Below are 25,737 nucleotides of genomic sequence, written 5' to 3'. Positions count from 1 at the left end.
CTATCGGCGTGGATCCTGCAAGATCATCTCCGCTGCCTTCTCCGCGATCATGACGACCGGAGAGTTGGTGTTGCCCGAGACGATTGTCGGCATGATCGAGGCATCGACCACGCGCAGTCCGGCAAGCCCGTGAACGCGTAGCCGGTCGTCGACCACCGCCATCGAGTCCGAACCCATCTTGCAGGTGCCGACGGGGTGGAAGATCGTCGTACCGATATCGCCGGCCTTGCGGATGAGGTCTTCGTCGCTGTCATATTGCGTGCCGGGCAGCATCTCTTCGGGCGCAAAGCGTGCCACGGCCCGTGCCTTCATCAGGCCGCGCACATGGCGCAGCGATGCGACCGCGACGCTGCGGTCTCCCGCTGTGGAGAGATAGTTCGGCCGGATCTTCGTCGCCTCGCGCGGATCGGACGATGCCATATGCACGGTGCCCCGGCTTTCCGGACGCAGATTGCAGACCGACACGGTGACCGCGGGAAAGCGATGCAGCGGCTCGCCCAGACGGTCGGTGCTCAGCGGTTGCACATGGTATTCCAGATCAGGTGTTGCGAGCCGAGGATCGCTTCTGGCGAAGATGCCGAGCTGGCTGGGCGCCATCGACAGCGGCCCGCTGCGTTTGAACGCGTATTCCACCCCCATCGCCGCGCGGCTGATCAGATTGTGATAGCGCTGGTTGAGCGTCGCGGCATTGGCGACCTTGAAAACCGTGCGTATCTGCAGATGATCCTGCAGGTTTTCGCCAACGCCCGGCAAGGCGCGTCGAACATCCACGCCAATGCTCGAAAGCAGGTCGGGTCGACCCACTCCCGACAGTTCGAGGATCTTCGGCGAGTTGATGGCACCGGCTGCAAGGATCGTCTGTCCGGCGCTGACCCTGTGCAGGCGGTCGCCCTGGCGGAAGACCAGTCCGGTGACGCGCCGGCCGTCGAATTCGAGCCGTTCGGTCTCGGCCCGCGTCACCACGCGCAGATTCTGACGCGCCGCAATGCCGCGCAAAAACGCCTTCGATGTGTTCCAGCGCACCCCTCGCCGCTGGTTGACCTCGAAATAGCCCGAGCCTTCATTGGTGCCAGTGTTGAAATCGTCGGTGCGGGAAATGCCGAGTTCCTCGGCGGCTTCCCGGAACGCGTCGAGGATCGGCCAGGACAGACGCTGCCGTTCGACCCGCCACTCGCCGCCGCTGCCATGCATGGCGCTCTTGCCGCCGTGATAGTCTTCCGACTTGCGGAAATACGGCAGAACATCGTCCCAACCCCAGCCGACATTGCCGGCCTGTCGCCAGCCCTCATAGTCGGCGGCCTGGCCGCGCATGTAGATCATGCCGTTGATCGACGAACAGCCACCAAGCACCTTGCCGCGCGGATAGTTGAGGCTGCGTCCGTTGAGACCGGCTTCCGGCTCGGTCTTCATCATCCAGTCGGTTCGCGGATTGCCCATGCAGAAGAGGTAGCCGATCGGGATATCGACCCAGTGATAGCGGTCGCTGCCGCCGGCTTCGAGCAGCAGCACCCGGTTGCGCGGATCGGCCGAGAGCCGGTTAGCGAGCACGCAGCCGGCGGAGCCGGCACCGACGATGACGTAGTCGTAATCGCCGAAAGGGGATGATGAAGTTTCGCTCACGTGCGTGCCTGCCGTGCGGCGATGCGCTCCCACATCGGAATCATCGCCTGGTTGATCTCGACATACAGGCGATACCCTCCCGCGTAAGCCTCAGCAACCGCCGCCGATGCCCGCTGCAGCCGATGGCGACGATCTCGCCGGCATCGATGCCGGCTTCGGCTATGCTTTGGCCGATGACCGAAACCGCGTTGCGCTAGAAGCGCCGTGGTGTCCGTCCCCTAGTCTAGATATCGATGCGCTGCTCGCTGTTGGGGTCGAACAGGTTGACACTGGCCGGATCGACGGCAAGGAATATCGGCTCGTTTCGCCGGCCTGCAAACCTCGGCGGCAGGCGGGCGATGATCGACTGTTCGCCAACCTGCACCGTCACCATGGTTTCCGGCCCTGTCGGCTCCACGACATCGATCACCCCCGTGATCGAAGCTTCATCGCGCCCGACCACCTTTAGTTCTTCAGGCCTTATGCCCAGGATCACCGGGCGCTCGGATTGAACCGGCCGCTTGCCGGCCTGCAATGCGACCGACACGCCGCTCGCCGCGAAACGCACGCCATTCGCGTCCGAGACCAGACGCCCGGGCAGGAAGTTCATCGCCGGCGATCCGATGAAACTAGCGACGAACACGTTGGCGGGCCGTTCATAGATGGTGCGAGGATCGGCAAACTGCTGGATATGGCCGCCCTTCATCACCGCCACCTTGGTGGCCAGCGTCATCGCCTCGATCTGATCGTGCGTCACATAGACGATGCTCGTGCCGAGACGCTCATGCAGGCGCTTGATCTCCGTGCGCATTTCCACACGAAGCTTTGCATCGAGATTGGAAAGCGGCTCGTCAAAAAGGAACAGCTCCGGGTCGCGCACGATCGCCCGCCCCATTGCAACGCGCTGCCGCTGTCCTCCCGAAAGATTGGCAGGGCGTCGGTCGAGCAGATGCGAAATCTGCAGCAGCCGCGCCGCGTCGTCGACGGCGCGCTTGCGCTGATCGGCGTCCACGCCACGCATTTCCAATCCGAAGCCGATATTTCTCTCCACCGACATGGTAGGGTAAAGTGCGTAGGACTGGAACACCATCGCGATATTGCGATCCTTGGGCGCAAGATCCACGACCGAGCGTCCGCCGATCAGGATGTCGCCGCCGGACGTGTCGTCGAGGCCCGCAATCATGTTGAGCAGGGTCGACTTGCCGCATCCCGACGGCCCGAGCAGAACCAGAAAGCCTCCGTCCTCGAGCTCGATATCGACCCCGTGAAGGACCTGCACGGAGCCATAGGATTTGCGCACGTCCTTGATGGAAAGTGTCGCCATGCGAATACTCCTAACCTTTGATGGCGCCCGCGGTCAGCCCCTGAACCATGGTTCGCTGGACGATGGCGAAGAGGACGATGACAGGCAGGATGCTGAGAATGCCGCCTGCCGCCAGGACACCCCATGGAAGCTGGAACTCGCCGACCATCAACTGCAGGCCCACGGGCCAGGTGCGGGATCCCTGCCCTGTTGTCAGCATCAGGGCGAACAGGAACTCGTTCCAGGCAGCGATGGCAATGAACACCGAACTTGCCACCAGGCCGTTGCGCGCCAGCGGCATGACGATACGGACCATGGCGCCAAGCCTTGTCGAGCCGTCGATGCGCGCCGCGCTCTCGAGTTCCTTGGGTGCGGAATCAAAGAAACCTTTGAGCATCCACACGAACAGCGGCAGAAGGAAACTCGTATAGGCAAGTGCAAGTCCGAAACGGCTGTCGACGAGACCGACGCCGCGCATGACGACATAAAGGGGAATGATCATCATCACCGCGGGGAACATGCGCACCACGAGATAACCGAGCATGAGCTGCGTTCGGCCGCGAAAAGCGAAGCGTGAAAATGCATAGGCGGCAAGCGTACCCGTGGCGACGCAGATCGTCACTGTCAGGAAGGTGACGACCAGGCTGTTGGCTATCAGTCGCGGGAAGCTGGACTGCGTCCAGATCGCTACGTAATTGTCGAAGGTGACGCGCCTCGGTATGTACTGCATGGTCTGGGTGACGATGTCGGCCTCATATTTGAGCGATGTCAGGAACATCCAGATCATCGGACCGATGCAGAACATCGACAGGGTCGCGAGGACGAAGTAGGTGGCGATGTTGGCGATCAACCGCCGGCGGCGCTTGCTTTCAATCATCGCCCTCTCCCTTGGTGATCCTGGACAGGCGGATATATGCCGCCGCGAAGATCATCAGGATCACGAACATCACCACCGACAGGGCGGATGCGTAGCCGAAATTGAATTCCTTGTAGGCGGTCTGGAAGGCGTATAGCGACAGGACCTGCGTGGCGTCTCCCGGTCCGCCACCGGTGAGAATGAGGAGCAGATCGGGCGAATTGACCAGCCCGATGACGCGCAGGATCACCGCCGCCGCAATCACGGTCCTGAGCATGGGCAAGGTGATCAGCCTGAGTTGCGCGGCGACGCCCGCGCCATCCACCGCGGCTGCCCTGTAGAGGTCTTCGGGAATGCTCTTCAGGCCCGCGAGCAACAGCAGCGCGAAGAATGGAAATCCGTGCCACGCCTCGACAAGGACAGTCGCCGCAAGCGCGGTATTGGGATCCGCGAACCATGCCTTGTAGGTCTGCAGGACGCCCGCGCGAACAAGAAGATCGTTGATGACCCCAAGCCTCGGGTCGAGCAGCAGGGCCCACATATGACCCGCCACGACGTTGGGCAGGAAATAGGGAAGCAGGATCAGCACGGCAAAGATCTTCGTGCCCGGCAGATCCCTGTTGAGGGCTGTCGCGGCGAGAAGGCCGAGCGCCAGTTCCAGCACGACGGCCGCGGTGACCCACACGACCGTATTCTTCAGGGCGATCCAGAAGACAGGATCGGACCACATTCCCGCATAATGTTTGAAGCCGACCCAGCCACCAAGCCCGGGACGCGTCAGACGCATCTCGCGAATACTGATGGCCATGCCGTAGAGCGTCGGATAGGCGATCACCAGGAGGATCATGACGAGGCTGGGAAGGAGCAGCAAATACATCCAGTACCGGGTCTCGGACAGTTCGCCGACAGCCCGCAAGGGCCGATATCCGCTCGAGCTTGATGTCATGGATGCGCGATGCGAAAGCATCGTCCCGTTGCGTTCAGAGCATGGCCGCACGCCGGAGCAGGCCGTGCAGGGATGTATCAGCGAAGGGCAGCTTCGAGGCCTTGGATCATACGGTCCACAGCCTGTTCCGGTGTCGACTGACCCGTGAGCACCGATTGGAAAGCCGGGTTGACGACATTTTCGGACCAACCCGCCGCGCCCACGAAATTGTTCGGCAGACGTCCGAACTCCAGCGTTTCGACCGCCGCGTGATAGATTGGATTGCCGGTGATCCGCGGATCTTGCAGGGCAGCGGCCGAGGCCGGGAAATAGCCTGTGCCTTCGAGCAAGGTCAGGGCAGCATCGGTCTGGCCCCAGAAACTCACCCAGCGCCAGGCGGCCTCTACATTGTCTTCCTTCATGATGCCATTGCCGGCGTAGGCAACGCGAGCGACATGCGCCTTCGGACCGGCCGGCATGGGTGCGGTCGAGAATTGTTTGCCCTGCTTCATCGCGGCCGAGATTTCATTCAGCGAACCGGTGTGGTGCCACACCATTGCCGTCTGCCCGGTGCGGAAGCCCTCCATGATCTGGCGGTAGCTGTCGTTGGGCGCGCTCGGCGGCACGACCTTTTCCTTCAGGAAGAGATCGGAATAGAACGTTATCGCCTCGATCGCCGCGGCCCTGTCGATGGCTGGCTGCCCATCCTTGACGATCGGCGAGCCGAACGCCTCCATGACATCGATAACATATTTGAAACCGCCGGCGCCGGCGCGCATGCCGAAGGCATACCTACCCTTCGACGGGTCGGTCAGCTTGCGGCAAGCGCTCAGGAATTCGTCGAAATTCCGAGGCGGACCCGCCAGCCCGGCTTCCTCGAAATAGTCGGCGCGGTAGTACATCCAGTCGACGAAGGCAAAGGCGGGAAGCGCATAGATGGCGCCGTTGCTGGAAAGCCCGGCCCAGCGATCTTCGGGGAAATTGGCCTTGCCCTTCCACCCGTTCACCCGCTCGGTAAGATCGATCAACCCCTCCATCGCGGTAAGATCGGCGAAACGCTCGGCGATCACCATGGCAGTATCCGGACGGCCACCGGCCAACACAGCCGAAGAGACCTTCGCCATATATTCGGAATTCGGAATGTTCTCCTGCGTCACCGCCACATCGGCATTCGCCGCCTGAAACAATGCGATAATCTTCAGCAGGCTGGCCATTTCCGACTGGCTGGTGAAATGGTGCCAGTAACTGATGGCACTCGCGGCACGGGCGCCGCCGATATGCCCTGCCATCGCCAGGGCCGCCGAACCCATCAGAAACTGCCTCTTGTTCAACTGCATGCGATCTCCTCCAAGATATCAGATCATCAATCTGATCGATCAGTTGAAGGTTGGGTAGCATCCTTTGCCACACCATGCAACCGCCCGGCGCGCAACTGGACTAAGCGACGGATCACCGTTGACCTGTCAGACGAGACCCAGGCTTCGCTGCATCGCCGCCTGGAAATGCGCCTGCAGTTTTGCCTCGGCGGCGTCGGCATTCCTTGTGCCGCAAGCTTCGAGGATGTCGAGGTGCTCCTTGAGCGTCCGGACCATGATGGGTGTCGTGATCTTCCTGTCGAGCCGCAGCAGACGCAGATAATTGTGCATGCGCCGGTAGGTGCTGTCGATCAGGGGATTGCGCAGTGCGGCGATGACCGCGCCGTGCAACTCTCCCTCCAGCGCATCCATCTCCTCCAGTTGCTCCTTTCCGAGGCCATCGCGCTCGATGCGCCGAAGCAGCCTGGAATGCCGGATTTCCAAGGCATTCATGACGGCTTCATCGCCCTGTTCGGCAAAGACGCGGACCGCCGCGCGCTCAATGATGGAGCGGAATTGGTAGGTGGCGCGCGTAAGCTCCAGTCCGGGCCTGATGAACTGGATGCCGGAGCGCGGATGGATGGTCAGGATCCCTTCCGCTTCAAGAACACGCAGGGCGTCGCGAAGCGGAGCAACGGGCACGTCGACGATCGCGGACAACTCGTTTTGCGAAATGAATGCCCCGGCCGGAACGCGCCGGTCGAACAAGCCCTCCAGGATTCGCTCATAGGCGACATCGCTCATGCGGGCGGCCGCCACGAGGGGAGAAGAGTCAGTTTTTGCCTTGCCCGCCACTTGCGGCACCTCCATTGGTCCGGTAGTAAGATGCCATCTGATAGATCAGTTTGATATAGTAACCGATCAGAAAGCCCCTGTGATGAGCCTTTCACATTTTCGTATAACCCGATTTCAGTTCGCCCGCGACCGGGTAATCGGGGACAGCCAGGTTCGGTCGGACGATGTCAACGTCGCCGCGCTGGAACTCGTTTCCGAAAGTGGCGAGGTGGGGCTGGGATTCATCCAGACGCTCTTCAATCCACTGCCTGATCAGCAGGAGATCGAGAGCGTTTTCGAACATGAGGTTTGGCCGAGCCTGAAGGGCAACAGGGCGATCGCCCTGGTCCACCGTGTGCACCGCCCGCGCGGCGGCAATCAGCGGGCTTACTCCCTGCCCTTTCACGAAGCGGTTCAGGTGGCGCTCTGGGATCTTGCGGCCAAGGAAGCTGGCCTGCCCCTTCATGTCTTGCTCGGCAGTCGCCGCAACCGGGTGAAGGCCTATGCCAGCGGCCTCGATTTTCACCTCGACGACGAAGCCTTCGTCTCGCTGTTCTCCCACGCGGTGTCAATTGGCTACTCGGCTTTCAAGATCAAGGTCGGCCACCGGGATTTCGACCGCGATCTGCGGCGTCTGGAACTGTTGAAGACCTGTGTTCCGGCCGGGTCCAAAATCATGATCGATCCGAACGAGGCCTGGAGCTCGAAGGAGGCGCTCACGAAATTGGTGGCGATCCGCGAGGCCGGCCACGAACTTCTGTGGGTCGAGGATCCGATCCTGCGTCACGACCACGAAGGGTTGCGAACACTCAGGCATGCCGTCACATGGACCCAGATCAACAGCGGCGAGTATCTGGATCTACAGGGCAAGCGGCTGCTCCTGGAAGCCCATGCGGCCGATATCTTGAATGTCCATGGTCAGGTGACGGACGTCATGCGCATCGGCTGGCTGGCCGCCGAACTCGGGATACCGATCAGCATCGGCAACACGTTCCTGGAGGTCGGCGTGCATATGGCGGCCGCGCTTCCCGAGGTCGAATGGCTGGAATATTCATTTCAGAACTTCGATCATCTGGTGCAACAGCCTATCGAGATCCGGGACGGCTACGCCTATGCGCCCAATCGGCCAGGCCATGGATTGGTCCTATCGGAAAAGGCGCGCGGCGAATGGATCAGGCCAAGGCGCCTGGCACGGTCGGAACTCGGCGCCGCGCCGGATAATCCACGCCTTCCCGTGAAGTAGTAGAGAAGCTGAAGCCCAGACCAGGGCCGAGGCGGTCGGCCCACCAGAAATCTTCCCGTATCGCTCCGTATGGTTCCGCGACAGCCAAAGGATCAAACTTAGCGGCCCTATGCCTTCTTCGTGCCAAATCCGTGTCTTCGGCGCTATGTGCCGCTGCTGCAACAGGTGGTTTCTCAGTCGGCGGTGACTGGCGTCGTGCTTGCGGCTTTCGGCTGGTCACCGACGGCAAAGACGGCGCTCGCCTCGCTGACGATGGAAACGTGGTCCCGCGCCGCTTTACCGGCGGCGGCGCCGTCGCCACGCAGGATCGCGGTGACGATTAGGTCGTGTTCCTGCCAGGATTTGGCCAGCCGTCCGGGCAGCATGAACTGCGCGCGGCGGAAGGGTGCCAACCGGCTGCGGGTCATCACGGTGAGATCGTGGATATGCGTATTGTGGGCGCCACGATAAAGCCGGCTATGGAACTCGGTGTTGAAATACTCATAGTCCTCCTCCGCGCCCAGTTGCACCATCCGCGCCGAACCCTGGTGCTCGATCTCGAGCCCGCGACGTTCGCTGCTGGTCATGCGCTCGGCCGAGAAGCGCGCGCAGATCGCTTCCAGTTCGGCCATGCTCTCGAACATCGAGGCGAGATGCTCCTGCGTCACGACGGCAACGATAGCGCCCCTGTTGGGCCGCCTCTCGACCAGGCCCATGGCGCTGAGCTGGCCGAGCGCCTCCCTGACCGGGGTGCGTGATACGTCGAAGCGGGCGGCGAGCGAGGTCTCGTCCAGTTTTTCGCCGGGGCGCAGGTAGCCGGTGACGATCCGGTCGCCGATCGCCCGAACCATCTGATCCACGGTCGTGCCCGACCTGATCAAGCTGCGCTTCCCCGACAAGTTTCCTCCGTCGCGTCTTCTCGTGGAGTCCGCCGACTCGTTGGCCTTTCAACTCGGATATGCCCTCTATGCCTCCATTTTAATCTGCCTGTCAAATTGGCTACTTTAAAGGCAAAAAGTGCATGCAATTGCCTCAAGCATGAGCACAAGCCTTCGATGTGATAATTGATTTTATTGAATAAATTTCAATTCACAAACTGGCACAGTGATTGCATGCACTTTCTTGACGGCATGTTAACCGACCCGGAAAAGGGTCCTAAAGGGGAGCATTCACTATGACCGACAGATTCATGCTTAACCGCCGCCAACTGCTCAAGATCTCCGCCGCGGGAGCCGCACTCGGCCTGGCCTCGGCATCCTTTCCGATCAGCCGTGCCTTCGCCGCTGCCGCCACCGTCGGCTTCATCTATGTCGGACCGAGGGACGACTATGGCTACAACCAGGCGCATGCCGAGGGCGCGGCGGCGCTGAAGGGCATCGAGGGCATCACCGTCGTCGAGGAGGAGAACGTGCCGGAAACGGTCGATGTCCAGAAGACGATGGAATCGATGATCAATCTCGACGGCGCCTCGCTGATCTTCCCGACCTCCTTCGGCTATTTCGATCCGCACATGCTGGCGATGTGCGCGAAATTCCCCGACGTGCAGTTCCGCCATTGCGGCGGCATGTGGGACAAGGCCAAGCACCCGATGAATGCCGGCTCATATTTCGGCTATATCGGCATGGGCCAGTATCTCAACGGCGTCGTCGCCGGCCACACCTCGAAGAGCAAGAAGCTCGGTTTCGTCGCCGCCAAGCCCATTCCGCAGGTGCTGCTCAACATCAACTCCTTCCTGCTCGGCGCGCGCTCGGTCGACCCGACGATCACCTGCCAGGTCATCTTCACCGGCGAGTGGTCACTGGCGGTCAAGGAGGCGGAAGCCACCAACGCGCTGGTCGATCAGGGCGCCGACGTCATCACCTGCCATGTCGACAGCCCGAAAGTGGTGGTCGAGACGGCGGCCGGGCGCGGCGCCTTCGTCTGCGGCTACCACGCCAACCAGAGCCCGCTGGCGCCGGAGAAATACCTCACCGGCGCGGAATGGAACTGGGCCAAGGTCTACAAGATGTTCGTCGACGACCTGACTGCTGGCATGCCGCTGCCCAATTTCACCCGCGGCGGACTGGCCGACGGCTTCGTCAAGATGAGCCCACTCGGTCCCGCCGTCGGCGAGGCGGCTCGCAAGCAGTTCGACGCCACCCTGGCCGAAATGATGAAGGGCAGCTTCTCCGTCATCAAGGGCCCGCTGAAGAGCAACAAGGGCGCCGTGGTGGCGACGGCAGGCCAGGCCTTCGCCGAGACCGCCATTGAGCTCGAAAGCATGGACTATCTGGTCGAGGGCGTCGTCGGCTCGACCGCCTGAGGCCGAGCGCGGAGACGGGGACCATGACGGATACGGTCAGCAGTGCGGAGGCGCCGGCCATGCTCGGCGCCAGGGGCTATCCGGCGACGCTCGAGTGGATCGCCAGGCGGGCGGAAGCTTTCGTTATTCCGCTCGCGGCGCTGGTCGTCGGCATGGTCCTGTTCAGCCTCTTCATCGCCCTGGTCGGCAAGTCGCCGGTCCTGCTCTATGAAACCATGTGGCGCGGCGGCTTCGGCTCGTGGTTCTCCATCCAGAACTCGCTGTCGCGCGCTGCACCGCTCCTGCTCGCGGCGCTCTGCGTGGCGCTGCCGGCGCGGCTCGGCCTCGTCGTCATCGGTGGCGAGGGCGCCATCGTGCTCGGCGGCGTCGGTGCCGCTGCCATCGGCGTGGCGTTGAGCGGCGCGCCTTCGTCAATCGTCATTCTTGCCATGGGCGTGGCGGGCATGGCCGCCGGCGGCATCTGGATAGGTGCCGTCGGCGCGCTGCGCCACTACCGCGCCGTCAACGAAACCATCTCCAGCCTGCTGATGGCCTACATCGCCATCGCCCTGATGAACCAGCTGGTGGAAGGGCCGCTGCGCGACCCGGCCTCGCTCAACAAACCCTCGACCCAGCCGCTCGCCGACATCTACCGCATCGGCAACATTCCAGGCATGGAGGTGCATTGGGGGCTTGCCGTCGGCGTCGTCGCCTGCGTGCTCTGCTGGGTGCTGATCGAAAAGACCCGCTGGGGCTTTGCCGCTCGTATCGCCGGCGGCAATGTCAGGGCAGCGCAGGTGCAGGGGCTGGCCGTCGGACCGCTCATCGTTGGCTTTACCGCGCTTGCCGGCGGCTTGGCCGGTCTTGCCGGCATGCTGGAAGTCGCTGCCGTGCAAGGCAGCGCCAACGGCTCGCTCGCCGCCGGCTATGGCTACACCGGCATCCTCGTCGCCTTCCTCGCCCGCCACAACCCGCTGGCCATCATCCCGGTCGCCATCTTGCTTGGCGGCATCGACGCGTCAGGCGGGCTGATCCAGCGCCGCATGGACCTGCCCGACGCCACCGTGCTGGTTCTGCAAGGCATGCTCTTCATCGTCATCCTGTTCAGCGAAACCTTGTACGGCCGCTTCAAGGCCTTCAATCCCGATTTGTGGCAGAGGGCCTCGTGATGGATGCGACCGAGATCGGCCTCTGGGGCGTGCCACTCGCCATTCTCGGCGGCGCCATACGCGTGTCGACGCCCTTCATCTTCGTCTCGCTGGGCGAGGCCATCACCGAGCGCTCCGGCCGCATCAATCTGGGGCTCGAAGGCACGCTCGTCTTCGGCGCCATGACCGCATATGCAGTCGCGGTCATGACCAACTCGCCATGGCTCGGTCTGCTGGCAGCCTCGGCCGCTGGCCTTTGCTTCGGCCTGCTCCATGGCTGGATCTGCAAATTCCCGAAAGTCAACGACATCGCCATCGGCATCGCGCTGATGCTGTTCGGCTCGGGGCTCGCCTTCTTCTTCGGCAAGCCGTTCATCAAGCCTAAGGCGCCCAACCTTCCGGCCATTCCCTTCGGCGCCTGGTCCGATATTCCGCAGGTGCAGGCGGCACTCGACGTCAACGTCCTGTTCCTGATCGGGGCGGCACTTTCGCTCGTCCTGTGGTGGGCCTTCCGCAACACCCGCGCCGGCCTTATCGTGCGCGTCGTCGGCGACAGTTCCGACGCCGCGCGCGCCATGGGCCTCAACCCTAATACGGTGCGCCTCGTCGCCACCGGCGTCGGCGGCGCGCTGGCCGGCATCGGCGGCGCCTATCTGTCGCTCTACTACCCCGGCAGCTGGACCGAGCGCATCTCGTCCGGCCAGGGGCTGATGGCGGTGGCGCTGGTCATCTTCGCGCGCTGGAATCCGCTCGGTTGCTTTGCCGCCGCCCTTCTGTTCGGGGGCGCCGGCGCGCTCGGACCGGCGCTGCAGTCGGTCGGCGTCACGCAAGGGTACTACCTGTTCTACGCCGCCCCCTACATCCTCACCCTCATCATCATGGTCGCCACCTCGTCGCCGACCCGTTCGCTTGCCGGTGCGCCGGGCGAATTGTCGATCACCAAATAACTGGAGTTTTTGCCATGAACGCCAGAGCCGAAATCACCCAGCGCTATATCGACGCCGACCCGTATCCATGGCCCTACAATGGCGAACTTCGCCCCGACAACACGGCGTTGATCATCATCGACATGCAGACCGATTTCTGCGGACCGGGCGGCTATGTCGATCATATGGGCTACGACCTGTCGCTGGTGCGCGCGCCGATCGAGCCAATCAAGTCGGTGCTCTCGGCCATGCGCGCGAAAGGCTACACCGTCATCCACACCCGCGAGGGCCATCGGCCCGACCTTGCCGATCTGCCCGCCAACAAGCGCTGGCGCTCGCGCCGCATCAATGCCGGCATTGGCGACCCCGGCCCCTGCGGGCGCATCCTGGTGCGCGGCGAGCCGGGCTGGGACATCATCCCCGACCTCTATCCGATCCAGGGCGAGCCGATCATCGATAAGCCCGGCAAGGGCTCGTTCTGTGCCACAGACCTGGAACTGATCCTCAATCAGCGCGGCATAGACAATATCGTGCTTACCGGCATCACCACCGATGTGTGTGTCCACACCACCATGCGCGAAGCCAACGACCGCGGCTTCGAATGCGTGATCCTGGAGGATTGCTGCGGGGCGACCGATTACGGCAATCATCTCGCCGCGATCAAGATGATCAAGATGCAGGGCGGCGTCTTCGGCGCGGTGTCGAACTCGACATCTTTCGTCGCGCAGCTGCCGTAAGGGAACCAGGATGAGCGTGATCACCGGCAACAAGGCCGTCGGCGTCGAGACCATCGGCATGACCATGCGTTTCGGCGCCCTCACGGCACTGGGCGATGTCTCGGTCAAGGTGCCGGCCGGCTCCTTCCACGCGCTGCTCGGCGAGAACGGCGCCGGCAAGTCGACGCTGGTCAAATGCATGATGGGTTTTTATCGCCCGACCGCCGGCGATATGCTGGTCGACGGCCGCGAGGTGGCGATCGCCAGCCCCAGGGACGCATCGGCGCTCGGCCTCGGCATGGTCTACCAGCATTTCACACTTGTGCCGTCGCTGACCGGGGCGGAGAACCTGGTCATCTCGCGCGAAAAGGTGCCCGGTGTGATCGACTGGCGCAAGGAGCGCGGCGACCTTGCCGTGTTCATGGATCGCATGCCGTTCAAGCTGCCGCTCGACGTCAAGGTGGCCGAACTCGCGGCCGGCGAGAAGCAGAAGCTGGAGATCATCAAGCAGCTTTATCTCGGCCGCTCCTTCCTGGTGCTGGACGAGCCGACCTCGGTGCTGACGCCCGTCGAGGCGCAGGAGGTGCTGGGGCTGGTGCGCGACATGACCAGGGCCGGCGACCTCACCGTGTTGATGATCTCGCACAAATTCCACGAGGTGACGGCCTTCGCCGACGATGTCAGCGTGCTGCGCAAAGGCAAGCTGACGGGAACGGGCCGCGTCGCCGACCTCGACCACAAGACGATGGCAGCGATGATGATCGGCGATCAGCCGATCGCTGTGCTCGACAGCCGTGCCGCGCCGAAACCCGATGCCGAGATCGTGCTCAAGGTCAGATCGCTGAAGGCGCCGGACCGCACCGGGCTGAAGTCGATCCGCATTGAGGATCTCGGCGTGCGCTCCGGCGAGATCGTCGGCATCGCCGGCATTTCCGGCAACGGCCAGAAGGAATTCCTCGAAGTGCTGGCCGGACAGCGCCCGCGCGATACCGGCGAAGTCATGGTGCGCGGCACCCCCTATGCGGCGACGCGTGCCGAGGCGCGGACGCTCAACGTCCGCCTCATCCCGGAAGAGCCGCTGAAAAACGCCTGCGCGCCGAAGATGACGGTGGCTGAGAACATTTCTTTCCGCACCTTCGACATCGACAGCAACGGCAAGCCGGTAAGCTGGATCAGCGCCGGCGCCATCAAGGCATTTAGCGCCAGGCTGGTCGAACAGTTCAAGGTCAAGACCGCCTCGCTTGCCTCGCCAATCGCTTCGCTGTCGGGCGGCAATGTGCAGCGTGCCGTGCTCGCGAGGGAACTGACCGGCGAAGTCGATCTGCTGATCGTCTCCAACCCGTGCTTCGGCCTCGACTTCTCGGCGGTGGCCGAAATCCGCGCCCGCATCATGAAGGCGCGCAATGCGGGTGCCGCCGTGCTCCTGATGTCGGAAGACCTCGACGAACTGCTCGAACTGTCCGACCGCATCTTCGTCATGTCGGACGGCGCACTGGTCTATGAGACGCCGATCGCGCAGGCCAGCGTGCAGACCATCGGCGAACACATGGCGGGACATCACTGATGGCGGAAATCGATGCGCTGCCGTTTTCCTTCACCTTCAAGCCGCAGACAATGGCGCTGATGGTCATCGACATGCAGCGAGACTTCGCCGAGCCCGGCGGCTTCGGCGCCAGTCTCGGCAACGACGTCGGTCGCGTGACCGCGATCGTGCCGACAGTGAAGCGGCTGATCGAAGGCTTTCGCGCCGCCGGCCTGCCGGTGATCCACACCATGGAGTGCCATAGGCCCGACCTTTCGGACCTGCCGCCGGCCAAGCGCGACCGCGGCAATCCGTCGATCCGCATCGGCGATATGGGCCCGATGGGACGTCTACTGATCGCGGGCGAACCCGGCACCGCGATCCTCGACGAGCTTGCGCCCTTGCCCGGCGAGATCGTCATCGAGAAGCCCGGCAAGGGCGCCTTCTATGCGACCAGCCTCGGCAACGACCTCAAGTGGATCGGCGCCCGCCAACTCGTCTTTGCCGGCGTGACGACCGAAGTTTGCGTGCAGACGACGATGCGCGAGGCCAACGATCGCGGCTATGAGTGCCTGCTCGCCGAGGACGCGACGGAAAGTTATTTTCCCGAGTTCAAGGCGGCGGCAATCGCCATGATCAGGGCGCAGGGCGCCATCGTTGGCTGGACGGCAACGACCGACCAGGTGCTCGAGGGAATTGCCCATGCCTAATCTTGCCTTTGCCGGCCTGCTCGACGGCGGCTGGCGCGATCTGGCGCTCGAGCATTTCCGCGACGGCATCAGGGTGCACTGGCTGCTCAAGGGCGGACCGGTCGAACCCTCGGTCGCCGTCCTCAGCTACCAGCCTGGCGCCGGCGTGCCACGCCACCGCCATGCCGGGCTGGAGACCATCGTCGTGCTGGAAGGCATCCAGAGCGACGAGAACGGTGACTATCCTGCCGGCAGCGTGATCCTCAATCCGGTCGGGACCGAGCATTCGGTGTGGACGAAGGACGGCTGCGTCGTGCTGATCCAGTGGGACCTGCCGGTGATCATTCTGGGGGAGACGAGATGAGCGACATACACTTCGACATAGCGAGCCTGCACGCGGCCTATCGGAACGGCGTCAGCGTTGGCGATGTGATCGCCACGATCCATGCCCGCATCGAGACGGCTGATGATCCGGGCATCTTCATCCATCTCGCCGCGAGGGCGGATCTGCTTGCGGCGGCCGAAGCGCTCGGCCCGTTCGACCCGCTGGGGAAACCGCTCTGGGGCATTCCCGTCGCCGTCAAGGACAATATCGACGTCGCCGGCATGCCGACGACGGCGGCCTGCGCCGAATACACCTACTGGCCCGACAGTGACGCCACCGTAGTGGCGCGGCTCAGGGCCGCCGGCGCGCTCGTCGTCGGCAAGTCCAACCTCGACCAGTTCGCCACCGGCCTCGTCGGCGTCCGCACGCCCTGGCCGATCCCGCGCAACGCCATCGACGCGGAGCTGGTGCCGGGCGGCTCCTCCTCGGGGTCGGCGGTGGCGACGGCGCGCGGCATCGTCTCCTTCGCGCTCGGCACCGACACCGCCGGCTCCGGCCGCATCCCGGCCGGCCTCAACAACATCGTCGGGCTGAAGCCGACCGTCGGTGCGCTGTCGACGGCCGGCGTCGTGCCGGCCTGCCGCACGCTCGACTGCGTCTCGGTGTTCGCGCTGACCGTCGACGACGCCTATCTGGTGTTCTCCGTCGCAGCTGCGCGCGATGCGGCCGATCCCTATTCGCGCGACATCGCCGTCCAGCCGCTCGCCGCCCGCCCGCCGGTGCTGAACGTCGGCATCCCGGCAAAAGCCGACCGGAAATTCTTCGGCGATGCGGCGATGCAGGTCGGCTTCGAGGCCTCGCTTGCCATGCTGTCGCGGTTCGGCTGCCGGCTGGTCGAAATCCCGTTCGCCGATTTCTACGCCACCGCCAACCTTCTCTATGAGGGCGCCTGGGTGGCCGAACGCTATGCCGCGATCCGCGATTTCATGGAAGTCAACGAAGCCGCCATGCATCCGGTGACGCGCAAGATCCTCGGCGCCGCTAGGAAGTTATCGGCGGCGGACGCCTTCCGCGGCCTCTATGCCTTGCAGGCCTACAAGGCCAAGCTCGCCCCGGTCATTGCCTCGGTCGACCTGTTCTGCGTGCCGACCGCGCCGACGCACTACACCACCGCCGCCGTGCTCGCAGATCCGATCGAGACCAACAGCCGCCTCGGCACCTACACCAATTTCGTCAACCTGCTCGACATGTGTGGCATCGCCGTGCCGACAGGCAAGCGCGATGACGGCCTGCCGATGAGCGTCACCTTGCTGGCGCCGGCCGGCCGCGATGCGCTGACAGCGGCGCTCGCCCGCGACCTGCATGCGGCGAGCGGCCTTTCGCTCGGCGCAACCGGCTGGCAGCAGCCGGGTTTTCTGCCTGCAGCTTCATCAGCAGATGATGGCATGATCGATCTCGTGGTTGTTGGCGCGCATCTTTCGGGGATGCCGCTCAACGGCCAACTGAGCCAGCTCGGCGCACGGTTTTCGCGCTCGGCAAAGACATCCGCCGCCTACAGGCTCTATGCGCTGGCTGGCCAGTCCGTGCCCAAGCCGGGGCTGCTCCGTGTCGCCGAGGGCGGCGCAACCGTCGAGGTCGAAGTCTGGCGACTCTCGGCGGATGCCTTCGGCCGCTTCGTCGCGGCTATCCCGCCACCGCTCGGCATCGGGACCATCGAGCTCGAGGACGGCAGTTCGGCCAAGGGCTTCCTGGTCGAAACCGCTGGCCTCAGCGGTGCGTCCGACATCTCGTCCTTCGGCGGCTGGCGCCGCTTCGTCAGCCCCAGCAAGAACATAGCAGACCAAAGCGATCACTGCCCCGTCGCCCACACCCCAGCTGTTAGCGCCAGTTCGAGAAGTTCCAGGGCGCCTCGTCGCCAGCATAGCGGTTGAACCCCAGATTCTCCTGCGACGCGCGGCGGTGGATTTCGGCAAAGTAGGGATCGAACACACTGTTGAGCCGTTCGAGCTCAGCGTGCTCGGCTAAAAAAGCGGGCACCGTCTCTCGGATTTCGGCGAAGATCGCGGTCTCGTCGACGGTGGTCAGGCGGCCGTCGCGCATGACGATTTCGCCGGCCACCATGACCATCTCGATCGACGATCCGTTCTCCGAAAACACCAGATGCTTGTCTATGTCGTTGAGCGGCATAAACGCATAGGTGTCGAGATCGAGCACGATCAGGTCCGCCGCCTTGCCTACGGCGAGCGAGCCGGTAGCGTCCTCCAACATGGCACTGCGGGCGCCATTGATTGTCGCCATGCGAAGAATGTCGGCGGCTGGAATCCATGTTGCATAGTCGGGCCCCGAGGCACTGTGGATGAGACCGGCAACCCGCATCACGTCGAAGATGCGGGCGGTATCGTTGGACGACACGCCGTCGGTGCCGAGCGCCACCGTGACGCCGGCATCCATCAGGCGGCGGATCGGCGCGATGCCGGCGCCGAGCTTCTGATTGGAAACGGCATTGTGGGCGATCGAGCATCCTGCCTCACCCATCAGTTCCATATCTTCGTCGGTAACCCAGACCGAATGGGCGATGGTGGTGTTGCGGCCGAGCACGCCGAGTTCGTGCATGCAAGCGACAAGGGTCTTGCCGAACATCAGGTGCCCGGTGATCGCCTGGGTCTTGGTTTCAAGCACGTGGGTGTGTAGCGGCACCCGCATTTTCAGCGCCAGATCGTGACAGGCGACCAGCAGGTCGGGCGTGCAGCGTTGCGGCGCAGACGGCGCGATCATGAAGTTGAGACGGCCGGCCATGCCATGCAGCGACGAAAAGGCCGAGCGACAATAGTCGACATAGGTTTGGGCGCTGACGGGCGGCCCGAAATCGAGCTTGTCCTGTAACGCCTGCGGCAGGACTTCGCGCGCATAGGGCAGCGCATCGAGCGTGTGCACGTTCATCACCGCGCTCGACACATTGGCGCGAATGCCGGCGTCCCTGTAGGCCCTGAACACGGTGCCGAGACGCTCGAGATCATGCGCTGGCGGATCGAAGAAATCGTCGCACAGGGTCGTCACGCCGTTGCGCAGCGACTCCATGGCCAGCAGTAGTGTGCGCAGGTAGAGCAGACGCGGCGCGATCGCCGGGCCCATCAGCAGTGGATAGGCGTAGAGCAGCCAGACTTCGAGCGGCATGTTCTGGTAGCGGCCGCGCAGGAAGGTCTCGCTGGAATGGGTGTGGGCGTTGATGAGCCCCGGCATCACCAGCTTGCCCTGCCCCTCGATGATCCGTGCGTCGGGGGCAGCAGCCAGGTTCTTGCCGATGGCGGTGATGGTGGCGCCGTCGATGAGGATGTCGCCGGCAAATGGTAGGGCCCCGTCGGGCCCGTCCATGGTCAGAAGCGTGGCGTTGCGGATCAGCGTTTGCATATGCGTGTCCTAGTAATCGCGCAGTTCAGCGAAGCCCGTGGCGGCCTTGCGCCCTCCGCGCAGCTTGCCGCTGAGCCAGACGCCGAACACCGTCGCGATATAAGGCAAGGCCAAAAGCAGGTCATGCGGAACAGCATCACCGAACAGCAACTGGGCGCGAATGCCGAGGGCGCCGACCACGGAGAAGAACAGCGCGGCAAATGCGGAACCGATCGGATGCGCTGCCCCGAAAATAACCGCGGCGAAAGCCATGAAGCCGCGTCCCGCCGTCATGTTCTGGGCGTAGATCTGCAAACTGCCAGCCGCCAGTTCGGCGCCACCAATGGCGCAAAGCACCCCGCCAATGATCAACGCTGCAAGTCGCATGCGCGAGGGATTGGCGCCGACGCTGCGGGCTGCAAAGGGGTGCTCGCCCGAAGCCGCCAGCCGCAAACCGAAGCGCGTGCGCCGCAACAGAACCCACATGGCGAAAACCGCGAAGGGCATCGCCAGCACGAAGATCGACAGCACCCCGAAAGGTCCAAAAGCCGGGCCAAGCTTGGGCACGCCGAAGGGGGCCGTGACGGCGGCCTGGCTGCCGAAGATGGCCTGGACGGCAAGCGACGTGCCGCCGAGGCCGAGGCCGGTCAATCCAAGGCCTGCGATGATCGGATTGGCCTTGAGCTTTTCGATGACGAACCACAGCAGCATCGAGGCGAGCACGCACAGGATGATGGCAATCAGCATCGCCAACGCGAACGAGCCGGTCAGCACGATGCCGACAATCGCCGCACATGCGCCGATGATCATCAATCCCTCGAGGCCGAGATTCCATATGCCGGCGCGCTGGGCCACGACGCCCGCCATGGTGACATAGATGAGCGGCGTGCCGGAACGCAGGATGGCGACTATGATGTCGTTCATGCCGATCTCCTCCCGATCGCCAGGAGGCGGTCGACGAAGCCGGATTTGGCAGTAATGAAAAGCGCAATCGCGGCGTTGATGATCTCGATGGCCGCCGAGGGCAGCCCTGCCATGATCGGCAGATAAAGCGCGGCCGAGGCAAGCCCGCCGAAGAACACCGAGACGAAGGCCGTACCCACCACCGACAGATTGGCCACCAGCGCGATCAGGATAGCGGTGAAGCCGTGGGTCGGCAGGAACCCGCCGGCCAGACGGCCGTTGGGGCCCATGAACTCGATGGTGCCGGCGAGGCCCGCCAGGGCACCGGAGATCAGAAAGCTCGAAAGCCCCAAACGCCAGACCGTTGCGCCCTGCCACTGCACCATGGTCGGGTTGCGCCCGGCAAGGCTGGCCAGAACGCCGAAGGCGGTGCGATTGACCAGCAGCCACATCGCCACCGCGACCAGCGCGGCGATCACGATAATGGTCGGCGACAGACCCAGCGAATCCGAAATGCGATAGGCAGCCGCGAGCGGCCGGCTGGAGGCCTGCTGACCCGAACCTGACGGGTCCTTCAGCGGGCCGGCGGTGACATAGACCAGCAACAGCCCAGCGAGGAAATTGCCCATCAGAGTGGTGATCACTTCGTCGGTGCCGGACTGCAGGCGCAGCAGTCCCGGCCACAGGGCCCAGAGCGCCCCACCTGTCATGCCGGCTGCAAAGCAGGCCGGAATGACAACGAAGGCGGGCGCGCCGTTGAGCCACTCGGCCATGAAAGCGGCACAGATGGCGCCGAGGTAGAACTGGCCCTGCGCGCCGATGTTGAAATAGCCGGCGCGGAAAGAAATGCCGACACCGGCGGCGGTGATGAACAGCGGCAGCGCCCAACGCAGGCTCTGCTGCCATGCGCCCGGGCGGAAGAACGCGCCTTCGGCGACACTGTGGAACATGCCGAGCGCCGAATAGCCGGCGAACTGGAAAATGACGCCGCACAGCGCCAGGGCGATAACGATGAAGATCAGCCCACGCAAGACCGAAACGAATTTGCCCGTCATTGGGAAACCCCTGTCATGGCCGCGCCGACGGCGCCGATCCGGTAGGGCGCCGAAAATGTGCCGGCGACCTCTCCCGACAGCATGACGACGACCCGGTCGCTGATGTCGAAGAGCTCGTCGAGGTCCGAGGAGATCAAGAGCACGCCGCAGCCGCGGTCGCGTGCCTCTCGCAGCGATTGCCAGACAAAGGCTGTCGCGCCGATGTCGAGACCTCTCGTCGGCTGCGCGGCGATGATCAGCTTGGCGTCGGCATCGACCTCGCGCGCCAGGATCACCTTCTGGGCGTTGCCGCCCGACAGTGAACCCGCTTGCTGGCCGGTGGTCGCATAGTGCACGCTCCATGCTTGAAGCGCCTCGTCACAGCGCTTTTTCAGCCGCGCCGGATTGATGGCGCTCAGCAAGCGCGATTGCAGCAATTCGCGCGCCGACCAGTTCTCCCACAGGCTGCTCGAAAGGCTCAAGCCCTCAGTGTTGCGCTCGAATGGAATGATGCGCAGGCCGGCGGCGCGGCGGCGCGCCAGCGGTGCGGCCGTGACATCGACCCCGCCCACGGCGAGCGTGCCGTGCATCGCGTCGACAAGATCAGCGATGGCGCGCACCAGCGTTCGCTGGCCGTTGCCCTCGACGCCTGCAATGCCGACGATCTCGCCGGCCTTGATTGTGAGCGAAAGATCGCGCAGGGCAGGCCCTTCGGCGTCGCTCAGCGTGGAGACGCCGCGCATGTCGAGGACCAGCCCAGCATCGGCCGGAGTGTGGTGGTTCGCCGTGTGCGCGGCTGGTGCGCCTCGGCCGGTCGCCGCGTCGGCATCACCCGGCGCCAGGGTCCTGGCGACGGCCGGGCCGACGATCATCTCGGCAAGACGCTTGGCGCCGATCTCGGCGCAGGCCACCGGCCCGTCGACAAGCCTGCCGCCGCGCAGCACGCTGACCGTATCGGCAATCGCCAGCACCTCGCGTATCTTGTGCAGGATGAGGATCACGGTGACGCCGCGATCCCTGAGCTTGCGCACCCGCTCGAACAGCATCTCGATTCCGGAAGGCGAAAGCACCGCCGTCGGCTCGTCGAGGATCAGAACCCTAGCGTCGGCGACCAACGCGCGGGCGATCTCGATGCCTTGCTGCGTCTCGACCGGCAGGTCGCGCACCCGGCGCTTCGGATCGACATTGACATCGAGGCTCTTGAGATGCGGCGCCCAGCGCTTCTGCAATGCCGAGCGGGTGAAGATAGCGGCGCCTCTGTCCGACCCGAACTCCATGGCTTCGGCCACCGTGAAGGACGGCGGCAAGGCAAAGCTCTGGTGCACGAGTTCGACGCCGGCGGCGCGCGCGTCCTTGACCTTGCCTGTCTTGACTTGCTGGCCGTTGATCCTGAGTTCGCCCGCGGCCGGCCGGACAAGTCCGGCCGCGACGCGGGCAAAGGTGGTTTTTCCAGCGCCATTCTGACCGACCACGGCGTGAATCTTGCCCTGTTCGAAAGCAATGCCCACACCCGAAAGGGCCATGACGCTGCCATAGGCCACGGTAACGTCACGGCATTCGAGTGCGGGATTGTCCATCGGGGTCATCGATCCAGGTTCGCCTGTCAGCCAACAGGCTCAAAGCGTGGTGTTGAAGGGCACGACGATGGAACCGTCGAGAATGCCGGTCTTGGTCTTCTCGATCTCAGCCCAGATTTCCTTGGATTTGGCAACCCGATCCGCCGGGCCCTGCTCGGCATAGAGCGGCGACAGCTCGAATTCGACCACGCCGGTGCCCAGACCGGTGGCGACATGCTTGCCGCCAGCCCATTCCGCGCCAAGCGCCTTGCCGACCTCGATGTAGAGCGACTGGCCGAAGTCGAGGCTGACGATGCCGACGATCGACTTCGGACCGAGTGGATACTGCGCCCGCGCAAGGGTGGAGAGCATGCGCCCCGCGCCCTCATTGGCGGCGGCAATGATGCCGCCATCGGTGGCCGCAGAGTCGGTCTGGATGTAGTCGATGCCGTCGTTGAACATCTGGGTGGCGATTTCCTGGCCCTTGGCGGGGTCCTGGAACGAACCGGCAAAGGCGGCAGTAACGGTTAGGTCCGGATTGACCGAAAGAGCGCCGGCCTTCAGCGCATTGAAATCGGCGTTGAGCGGGGGAATGGAGATGCCGCCGATATAGCCGATCTTGCCGCTCTTGGTCATGCGCGCGGCGAACACACCCGACAGATAGCACCCGAGATAATAGTCATAGGATACGGTCACAACATTGGGCAGCGGCGGCTCGATAGCGTCGCCGAACAGCTGGATCCATTTGGTTTTGGGATAGGACGGCGCCAGCGCCTTGAACGGCTCGCCAACCTCGTTGAAGGTCGAGACGATGACCGATGCGCCGGCATCGGCCAGCGTGCGAAAGATGGTTTCGTAGGTCGCCGGATCCTGGGCGTAGACGACGCGCGCCTGAACTCCCTTTTCCTGCGCCAGCTGGTTGATCTTGGCGATCATGGAATCGACCGCGCTCTGGTCGCCCGCTGCCTGGGTGTGCACCAGCGCGATGAATCCGTCAGCCGCATATGCCACCTTGGACAGCGCACCGCTTATGGCGGCAAGCGCTGCCGCGCTGGCGCCGGCCTTGATGAAGCTGCGGCGGTTCAATCCCGCGGCGAGGATCGCCCGGTCGTCAAAATTGCTCGTCATGACAGTCATCCCTTTTTTGGCGTCCGCGTTTCCGGCTCGCCGTTCCTTTGAAAGTTCTGGTGCCACCTTCTTGAGGCGGCATCCGATGCCTCATCCGTCCCCGGTCACGCTCGTGTTCGCCATCAGACACCGGGGGAAAACGGTGCCGGATTCATGATCATCACGTCCTGGGACTGGATGGCGTTCAGCGCCCAGACTTCGCCGATGAATTTCTGCCAGTCGGGGTCTGCATACATGGCGGCGCGGCGCGCCTCGCGATCGGCGAGGCTGTCGTAGCCCCACATCAGAACCGTCGTATGAAGATGCCCGATCTCGGAAACGTAGAGCCCGAGGAAACGGTTGAGGTGCTTCTTTTGCACAGGGAGGCCCTCGGCCTCGTATTTCTGCATCCACGAATCGACCGTGCCGGGCCGGAATGTGTAGGTGCGGTGTTCGACAATCATGGCGTTCCTTGTCCCGTCAGGCAGCGTTCAGGATGAACTCGGCACATTTTTCACCGATCATGATCGCTGGCGCATTGGTGTTGCCGCTGGAAATGACCGGCATGATCGAAGCGTCGGCGACGCGCAGGCCGTCGATGCCATGGACCTTGAGACGCGCGTCGACGACGGCGCGCTCATCGTTGCCCATCTTACATGTGCCGACCGGATGGAATGTCGTCATGGCGGTCGCCTTCAGCCATTCGACAAGATCGGCGTCGGTCTCGACCTGAGGACCGGGCGCGAGTTCGCGTCCGCGATAGGCGTCGAAGGCGGGCTGGTTGATGATCTCTCGCGTCAGCCGAATGCCGGCGATCATGGTCTGACGATCAAACTCGGTTTCGAGATAATTGGCCTGGATTCTGGGCGGCACCTTGGGATCGGCGGATGCCAGCGTGATGGCGCCCCGGCTCTCCGGGTTGACAGGCCCTACCCGCAGCGTGAAGCCGTGATTGGCTTCGACAGCCGCGCGCTTGAACGGACTGGGAAAGTGCAGGTTGGCGGTCTTTTCCAGAGCTGGCATGAAATGCAGCTGGATGTCGGGCGCAACCAGATCCGACCGCGATTTGATGAACGCGCCTGCCTCATAGGGGAATGTCGTGGTGATGCCGCGGCCGAACAACATGCCTTCGACCAGCGACCAGGTCAGCCTGTCGACACGCAGGTCGCTGAACAGCGTGATTGGCTGGGTGCATTCGTAGGACAACACGCAATCGACATGATCCTGCAGGTTCTTGCCGACGCCGGGCAGATTGTGAATGGCCTTGATGCCATGCTCTGCGAGCTCGTCGGCAGACCCGATACCCGACAGCAAAAGGATTTGCGGTGAGTTCACCGCGCCGGCGCTAACCACGACTTCGCGTTCGGCAAGAGCGGTACGTAGCGTACCGTTATGGGAGAATTCGACACCGGCGGCTCTGCCGTTGGCGAGGACGATCCGCTGGGTCAGCGCTTTGGTCAGGACGGTCAGGTTCTTGCGTCCGGCGATCGGGCGCAGGAACGCATACGAGGTCGACCAGCGCTTGCCGTCCTTGATGGTGAAGTCGAATTTGCCGAAGCCTTCCTGTTCGTCGCCGTTGAAGTCGTCGTTCATCGGATAGCCGGCTTGCGCGCCCGCTGCCGAGAACACGTCGAGCAGCGGGTTCCAGCCGCGCGCCCGGCAGACGGTCAGCTCACCCCCGGTGCCATGCGGGGCATCCTTGCGCTGAATGTGTCCTTCCGACCTGCGGAAGGCCGGCAGCACATCTTCGTAGGACCAACCGGGCAGCCCCATTTGCGCCCAGCGGTCGTAGTCGTGGCGGTTGCCGCGCACATAGATCATGCCGTTGATGGTGGACGAGCCGCCCAATGCCTTGCCGCGCGGCCAATAGAGCGAGCGGTTGTTGAGAAAGGGTTCCGGCTCAGTGTGATAATGCCAGTTGTAGATGCCGGACTGGAACAGCTTGCCCATCAGCATGGGCAGTCGGAACAGTGGATTGGAATCCCGACCGCCCGCTTCCAGCAACAGCACCTTGTGATCGGGGTTGGCGGACAGCCGGTTGGCCAGAACACAACCGGCCGAGCCGGCGCCGACGATGATGAAATCGTAGGTCTCGGTTGCAGACATATG

At 63.6% G+C, this 25,737-nt stretch carries 23 protein-coding genes; 9 read left to right on the top strand and 14 right to left on the bottom strand.

Going from position 1 to position 25,737, the window contains the following annotated elements; genetic code table 11:
• From FJV83_RS01445 to FJV83_RS01420, 6 genes are all read right to left on the bottom strand, one after another.
• Window positions 1-1,620 (bottom strand): GMC family oxidoreductase, encoded by a 1,620-nt coding sequence (locus FJV83_RS01445; RefSeq protein WP_142884861.1) that lies wholly within the window; start codon window positions 1,618-1,620, stop codon window positions 1-3.
• Between the two features lie 223 nt (window positions 1,621-1,843).
• On the bottom strand, window positions 1,844-2,923 hold the full coding sequence (gene ugpC, locus FJV83_RS01440; protein WP_142884860.1) for a sn-glycerol-3-phosphate ABC transporter ATP-binding protein UgpC: 1,080 nt from the start codon (window positions 2,921-2,923) through the stop codon (window positions 1,844-1,846).
• Window positions 2,924-2,933: 10 nt separating this feature from the next.
• A complete protein-coding gene (locus FJV83_RS01435; RefSeq protein WP_095771300.1) occupies window positions 2,934-3,779 on the bottom strand; it encodes a carbohydrate ABC transporter permease in 846 nt (281 codons plus the stop codon).
• A complete protein-coding gene (locus FJV83_RS01430) occupies window positions 3,772-4,674 on the bottom strand; it encodes a sugar ABC transporter permease (RefSeq protein WP_246691773.1) in 903 nt (300 codons plus the stop codon). The genes FJV83_RS01435 and FJV83_RS01430 overlap by 8 nt, the downstream gene beginning before the upstream one ends.
• Before the next feature lie 107 nt (window positions 4,675-4,781).
• Window positions 4,782-6,020, bottom strand: coding sequence for a sugar ABC transporter substrate-binding protein (locus tag FJV83_RS01425; RefSeq protein ID WP_142884858.1), 1,239 nt, complete (start codon window positions 6,018-6,020; stop codon window positions 4,782-4,784).
• Between the two features lie 126 nt (window positions 6,021-6,146).
• The gene (locus FJV83_RS01420; RefSeq protein ID WP_142875223.1) at window positions 6,147-6,848 is read right to left on the bottom strand and encodes a GntR family transcriptional regulator; all 702 of its coding nucleotides are present in this window, start codon (window positions 6,846-6,848) and stop codon (window positions 6,147-6,149) included.
• Between the two features lie 67 nt (window positions 6,849-6,915).
• On the opposite strand from FJV83_RS01420, the gene FJV83_RS01415 reads away from it, so the two are divergent.
• A complete protein-coding gene (locus FJV83_RS01415) occupies window positions 6,916-8,055 on the top strand; it encodes a mandelate racemase/muconate lactonizing enzyme family protein (protein WP_095771304.1) in 1,140 nt (379 codons plus the stop codon).
• Window positions 8,056-8,228: 173 nt separating this feature from the next.
• Here FJV83_RS01415 and FJV83_RS01410 read toward each other — a convergent pair whose 3' ends face one another.
• Window positions 8,229-8,885 (bottom strand): GntR family transcriptional regulator, encoded by a 657-nt coding sequence (locus tag FJV83_RS01410; protein ID WP_245318061.1) that lies wholly within the window; start codon window positions 8,883-8,885, stop codon window positions 8,229-8,231.
• Between the two features lie 323 nt (window positions 8,886-9,208).
• Here FJV83_RS01410 and FJV83_RS01405 point away from each other — a divergent pair, with 323 nt between their 5' ends.
• From FJV83_RS01405 to atzF, 8 genes are read left to right on the top strand one after another with little or no spacing between them, the layout of a single operon-like run.
• On the top strand, window positions 9,209-10,336 hold the full coding sequence (locus FJV83_RS01405; RefSeq protein WP_142884857.1) for a BMP family ABC transporter substrate-binding protein: 1,128 nt from the start codon (window positions 9,209-9,211) through the stop codon (window positions 10,334-10,336).
• 59 nt (window positions 10,337-10,395) lie between these two features.
• The gene (locus FJV83_RS01400; protein ID WP_246691789.1) at window positions 10,396-11,484 is read left to right on the top strand and encodes an ABC transporter permease; all 1,089 of its coding nucleotides are present in this window, start codon (window positions 10,396-10,398) and stop codon (window positions 11,482-11,484) included.
• Entirely contained in the window at window positions 11,484-12,410 is a 927-nt protein-coding gene (locus tag FJV83_RS01395) for an ABC transporter permease (RefSeq protein ID WP_142875506.1), read from the top strand. The genes FJV83_RS01400 and FJV83_RS01395 overlap by 1 nt, the downstream gene beginning before the upstream one ends.
• 14 nt (window positions 12,411-12,424) lie before the next feature.
• Complete coding sequence (locus tag FJV83_RS01390) at window positions 12,425-13,126, top strand: isochorismatase family cysteine hydrolase (protein ID WP_095771309.1); 702 nt, start codon at window positions 12,425-12,427, stop codon at window positions 13,124-13,126.
• 10 nt (window positions 13,127-13,136) lie between these two features.
• Window positions 13,137-14,669, top strand: coding sequence for an ABC transporter ATP-binding protein (locus tag FJV83_RS01385; RefSeq protein WP_142884855.1), 1,533 nt, complete (start codon window positions 13,137-13,139; stop codon window positions 14,667-14,669).
• Window positions 14,669-15,337: an isochorismatase family cysteine hydrolase gene (locus tag FJV83_RS01380; protein ID WP_095771311.1), complete on the top strand. Its 669-nt coding sequence runs from the start codon at window positions 14,669-14,671 to the stop codon at window positions 15,335-15,337. The genes FJV83_RS01385 and FJV83_RS01380 overlap by 1 nt, the downstream gene beginning before the upstream one ends.
• Window positions 15,330-15,680: a cupin domain-containing protein gene (locus FJV83_RS01375; protein WP_142884854.1), complete on the top strand. Its 351-nt coding sequence runs from the start codon at window positions 15,330-15,332 to the stop codon at window positions 15,678-15,680. Before FJV83_RS01380 ends, FJV83_RS01375 begins: the two co-directional genes overlap by 8 nt.
• Window positions 15,677-17,572: an allophanate hydrolase gene (atzF, locus tag FJV83_RS01370; protein WP_142884853.1), complete on the top strand. Its 1,896-nt coding sequence runs from the start codon at window positions 15,677-15,679 to the stop codon at window positions 17,570-17,572. The genes FJV83_RS01375 and atzF overlap by 4 nt, the downstream gene beginning before the upstream one ends.
• Here the strand turns inward: atzF and FJV83_RS01365 are convergent.
• The 7 genes from FJV83_RS01365 to FJV83_RS01335 all read right to left on the bottom strand — a co-directional run bounded on the left by FJV83_RS01365 (window position 17,520) and on the right by FJV83_RS01335 (window position 25,734).
• Window positions 17,520-19,049: an amidohydrolase gene (locus FJV83_RS01365; RefSeq protein WP_142884852.1), complete on the bottom strand. Its 1,530-nt coding sequence runs from the start codon at window positions 19,047-19,049 to the stop codon at window positions 17,520-17,522. The two genes, atzF and FJV83_RS01365, sit on opposite strands and share 53 nt — an antisense overlap.
• Before the next feature lie 9 nt (window positions 19,050-19,058).
• Window positions 19,059-19,952, bottom strand: a complete 894-nt coding sequence (locus FJV83_RS01360; RefSeq protein ID WP_142884851.1) for an ABC transporter permease — start codon at window positions 19,950-19,952, stop codon at window positions 19,059-19,061.
• Window positions 19,949-20,986 (bottom strand): ABC transporter permease, encoded by a 1,038-nt coding sequence (locus FJV83_RS01355; protein ID WP_095771316.1) that lies wholly within the window; start codon window positions 20,984-20,986, stop codon window positions 19,949-19,951. The genes FJV83_RS01360 and FJV83_RS01355 overlap by 4 nt, the downstream gene beginning before the upstream one ends.
• Window positions 20,983-22,542, bottom strand: coding sequence for an ATP-binding cassette domain-containing protein (locus tag FJV83_RS01350; protein WP_245318047.1), 1,560 nt, complete (start codon window positions 22,540-22,542; stop codon window positions 20,983-20,985). Before FJV83_RS01350 ends, FJV83_RS01355 begins: the two co-directional genes overlap by 4 nt.
• Window positions 22,543-22,581: 39 nt before the next feature.
• Entirely contained in the window at window positions 22,582-23,649 is a 1,068-nt protein-coding gene (locus FJV83_RS01345; RefSeq protein WP_246691772.1) for a BMP family ABC transporter substrate-binding protein, read from the bottom strand.
• A gap of 122 nt (window positions 23,650-23,771) precedes the next feature.
• Window positions 23,772-24,092 carry an NIPSNAP family protein gene (locus tag FJV83_RS01340; protein WP_095771318.1) on the bottom strand — a complete coding sequence of 107 codons (321 nt, stop codon included), beginning with the start codon at window positions 24,090-24,092 and terminating at the stop codon, window positions 23,772-23,774.
• A 16-nt stretch (window positions 24,093-24,108) separates the two neighbouring features.
• Window positions 24,109-25,734 carry a choline dehydrogenase gene (locus FJV83_RS01335; protein WP_142886847.1) on the bottom strand — a complete coding sequence of 542 codons (1,626 nt, stop codon included), beginning with the start codon at window positions 25,732-25,734 and terminating at the stop codon, window positions 24,109-24,111.
• Between the last annotated feature and the right edge of the window lie 3 nt (window positions 25,735-25,737).

This window comes from Mesorhizobium sp. WSM4307, assembly GCF_007003945.1.
Lineage (GTDB): Bacteria > Pseudomonadota > Alphaproteobacteria > Rhizobiales > Rhizobiaceae > Mesorhizobium.
This window is presented reverse-complemented; position numbering and strand designations above follow the sequence as displayed.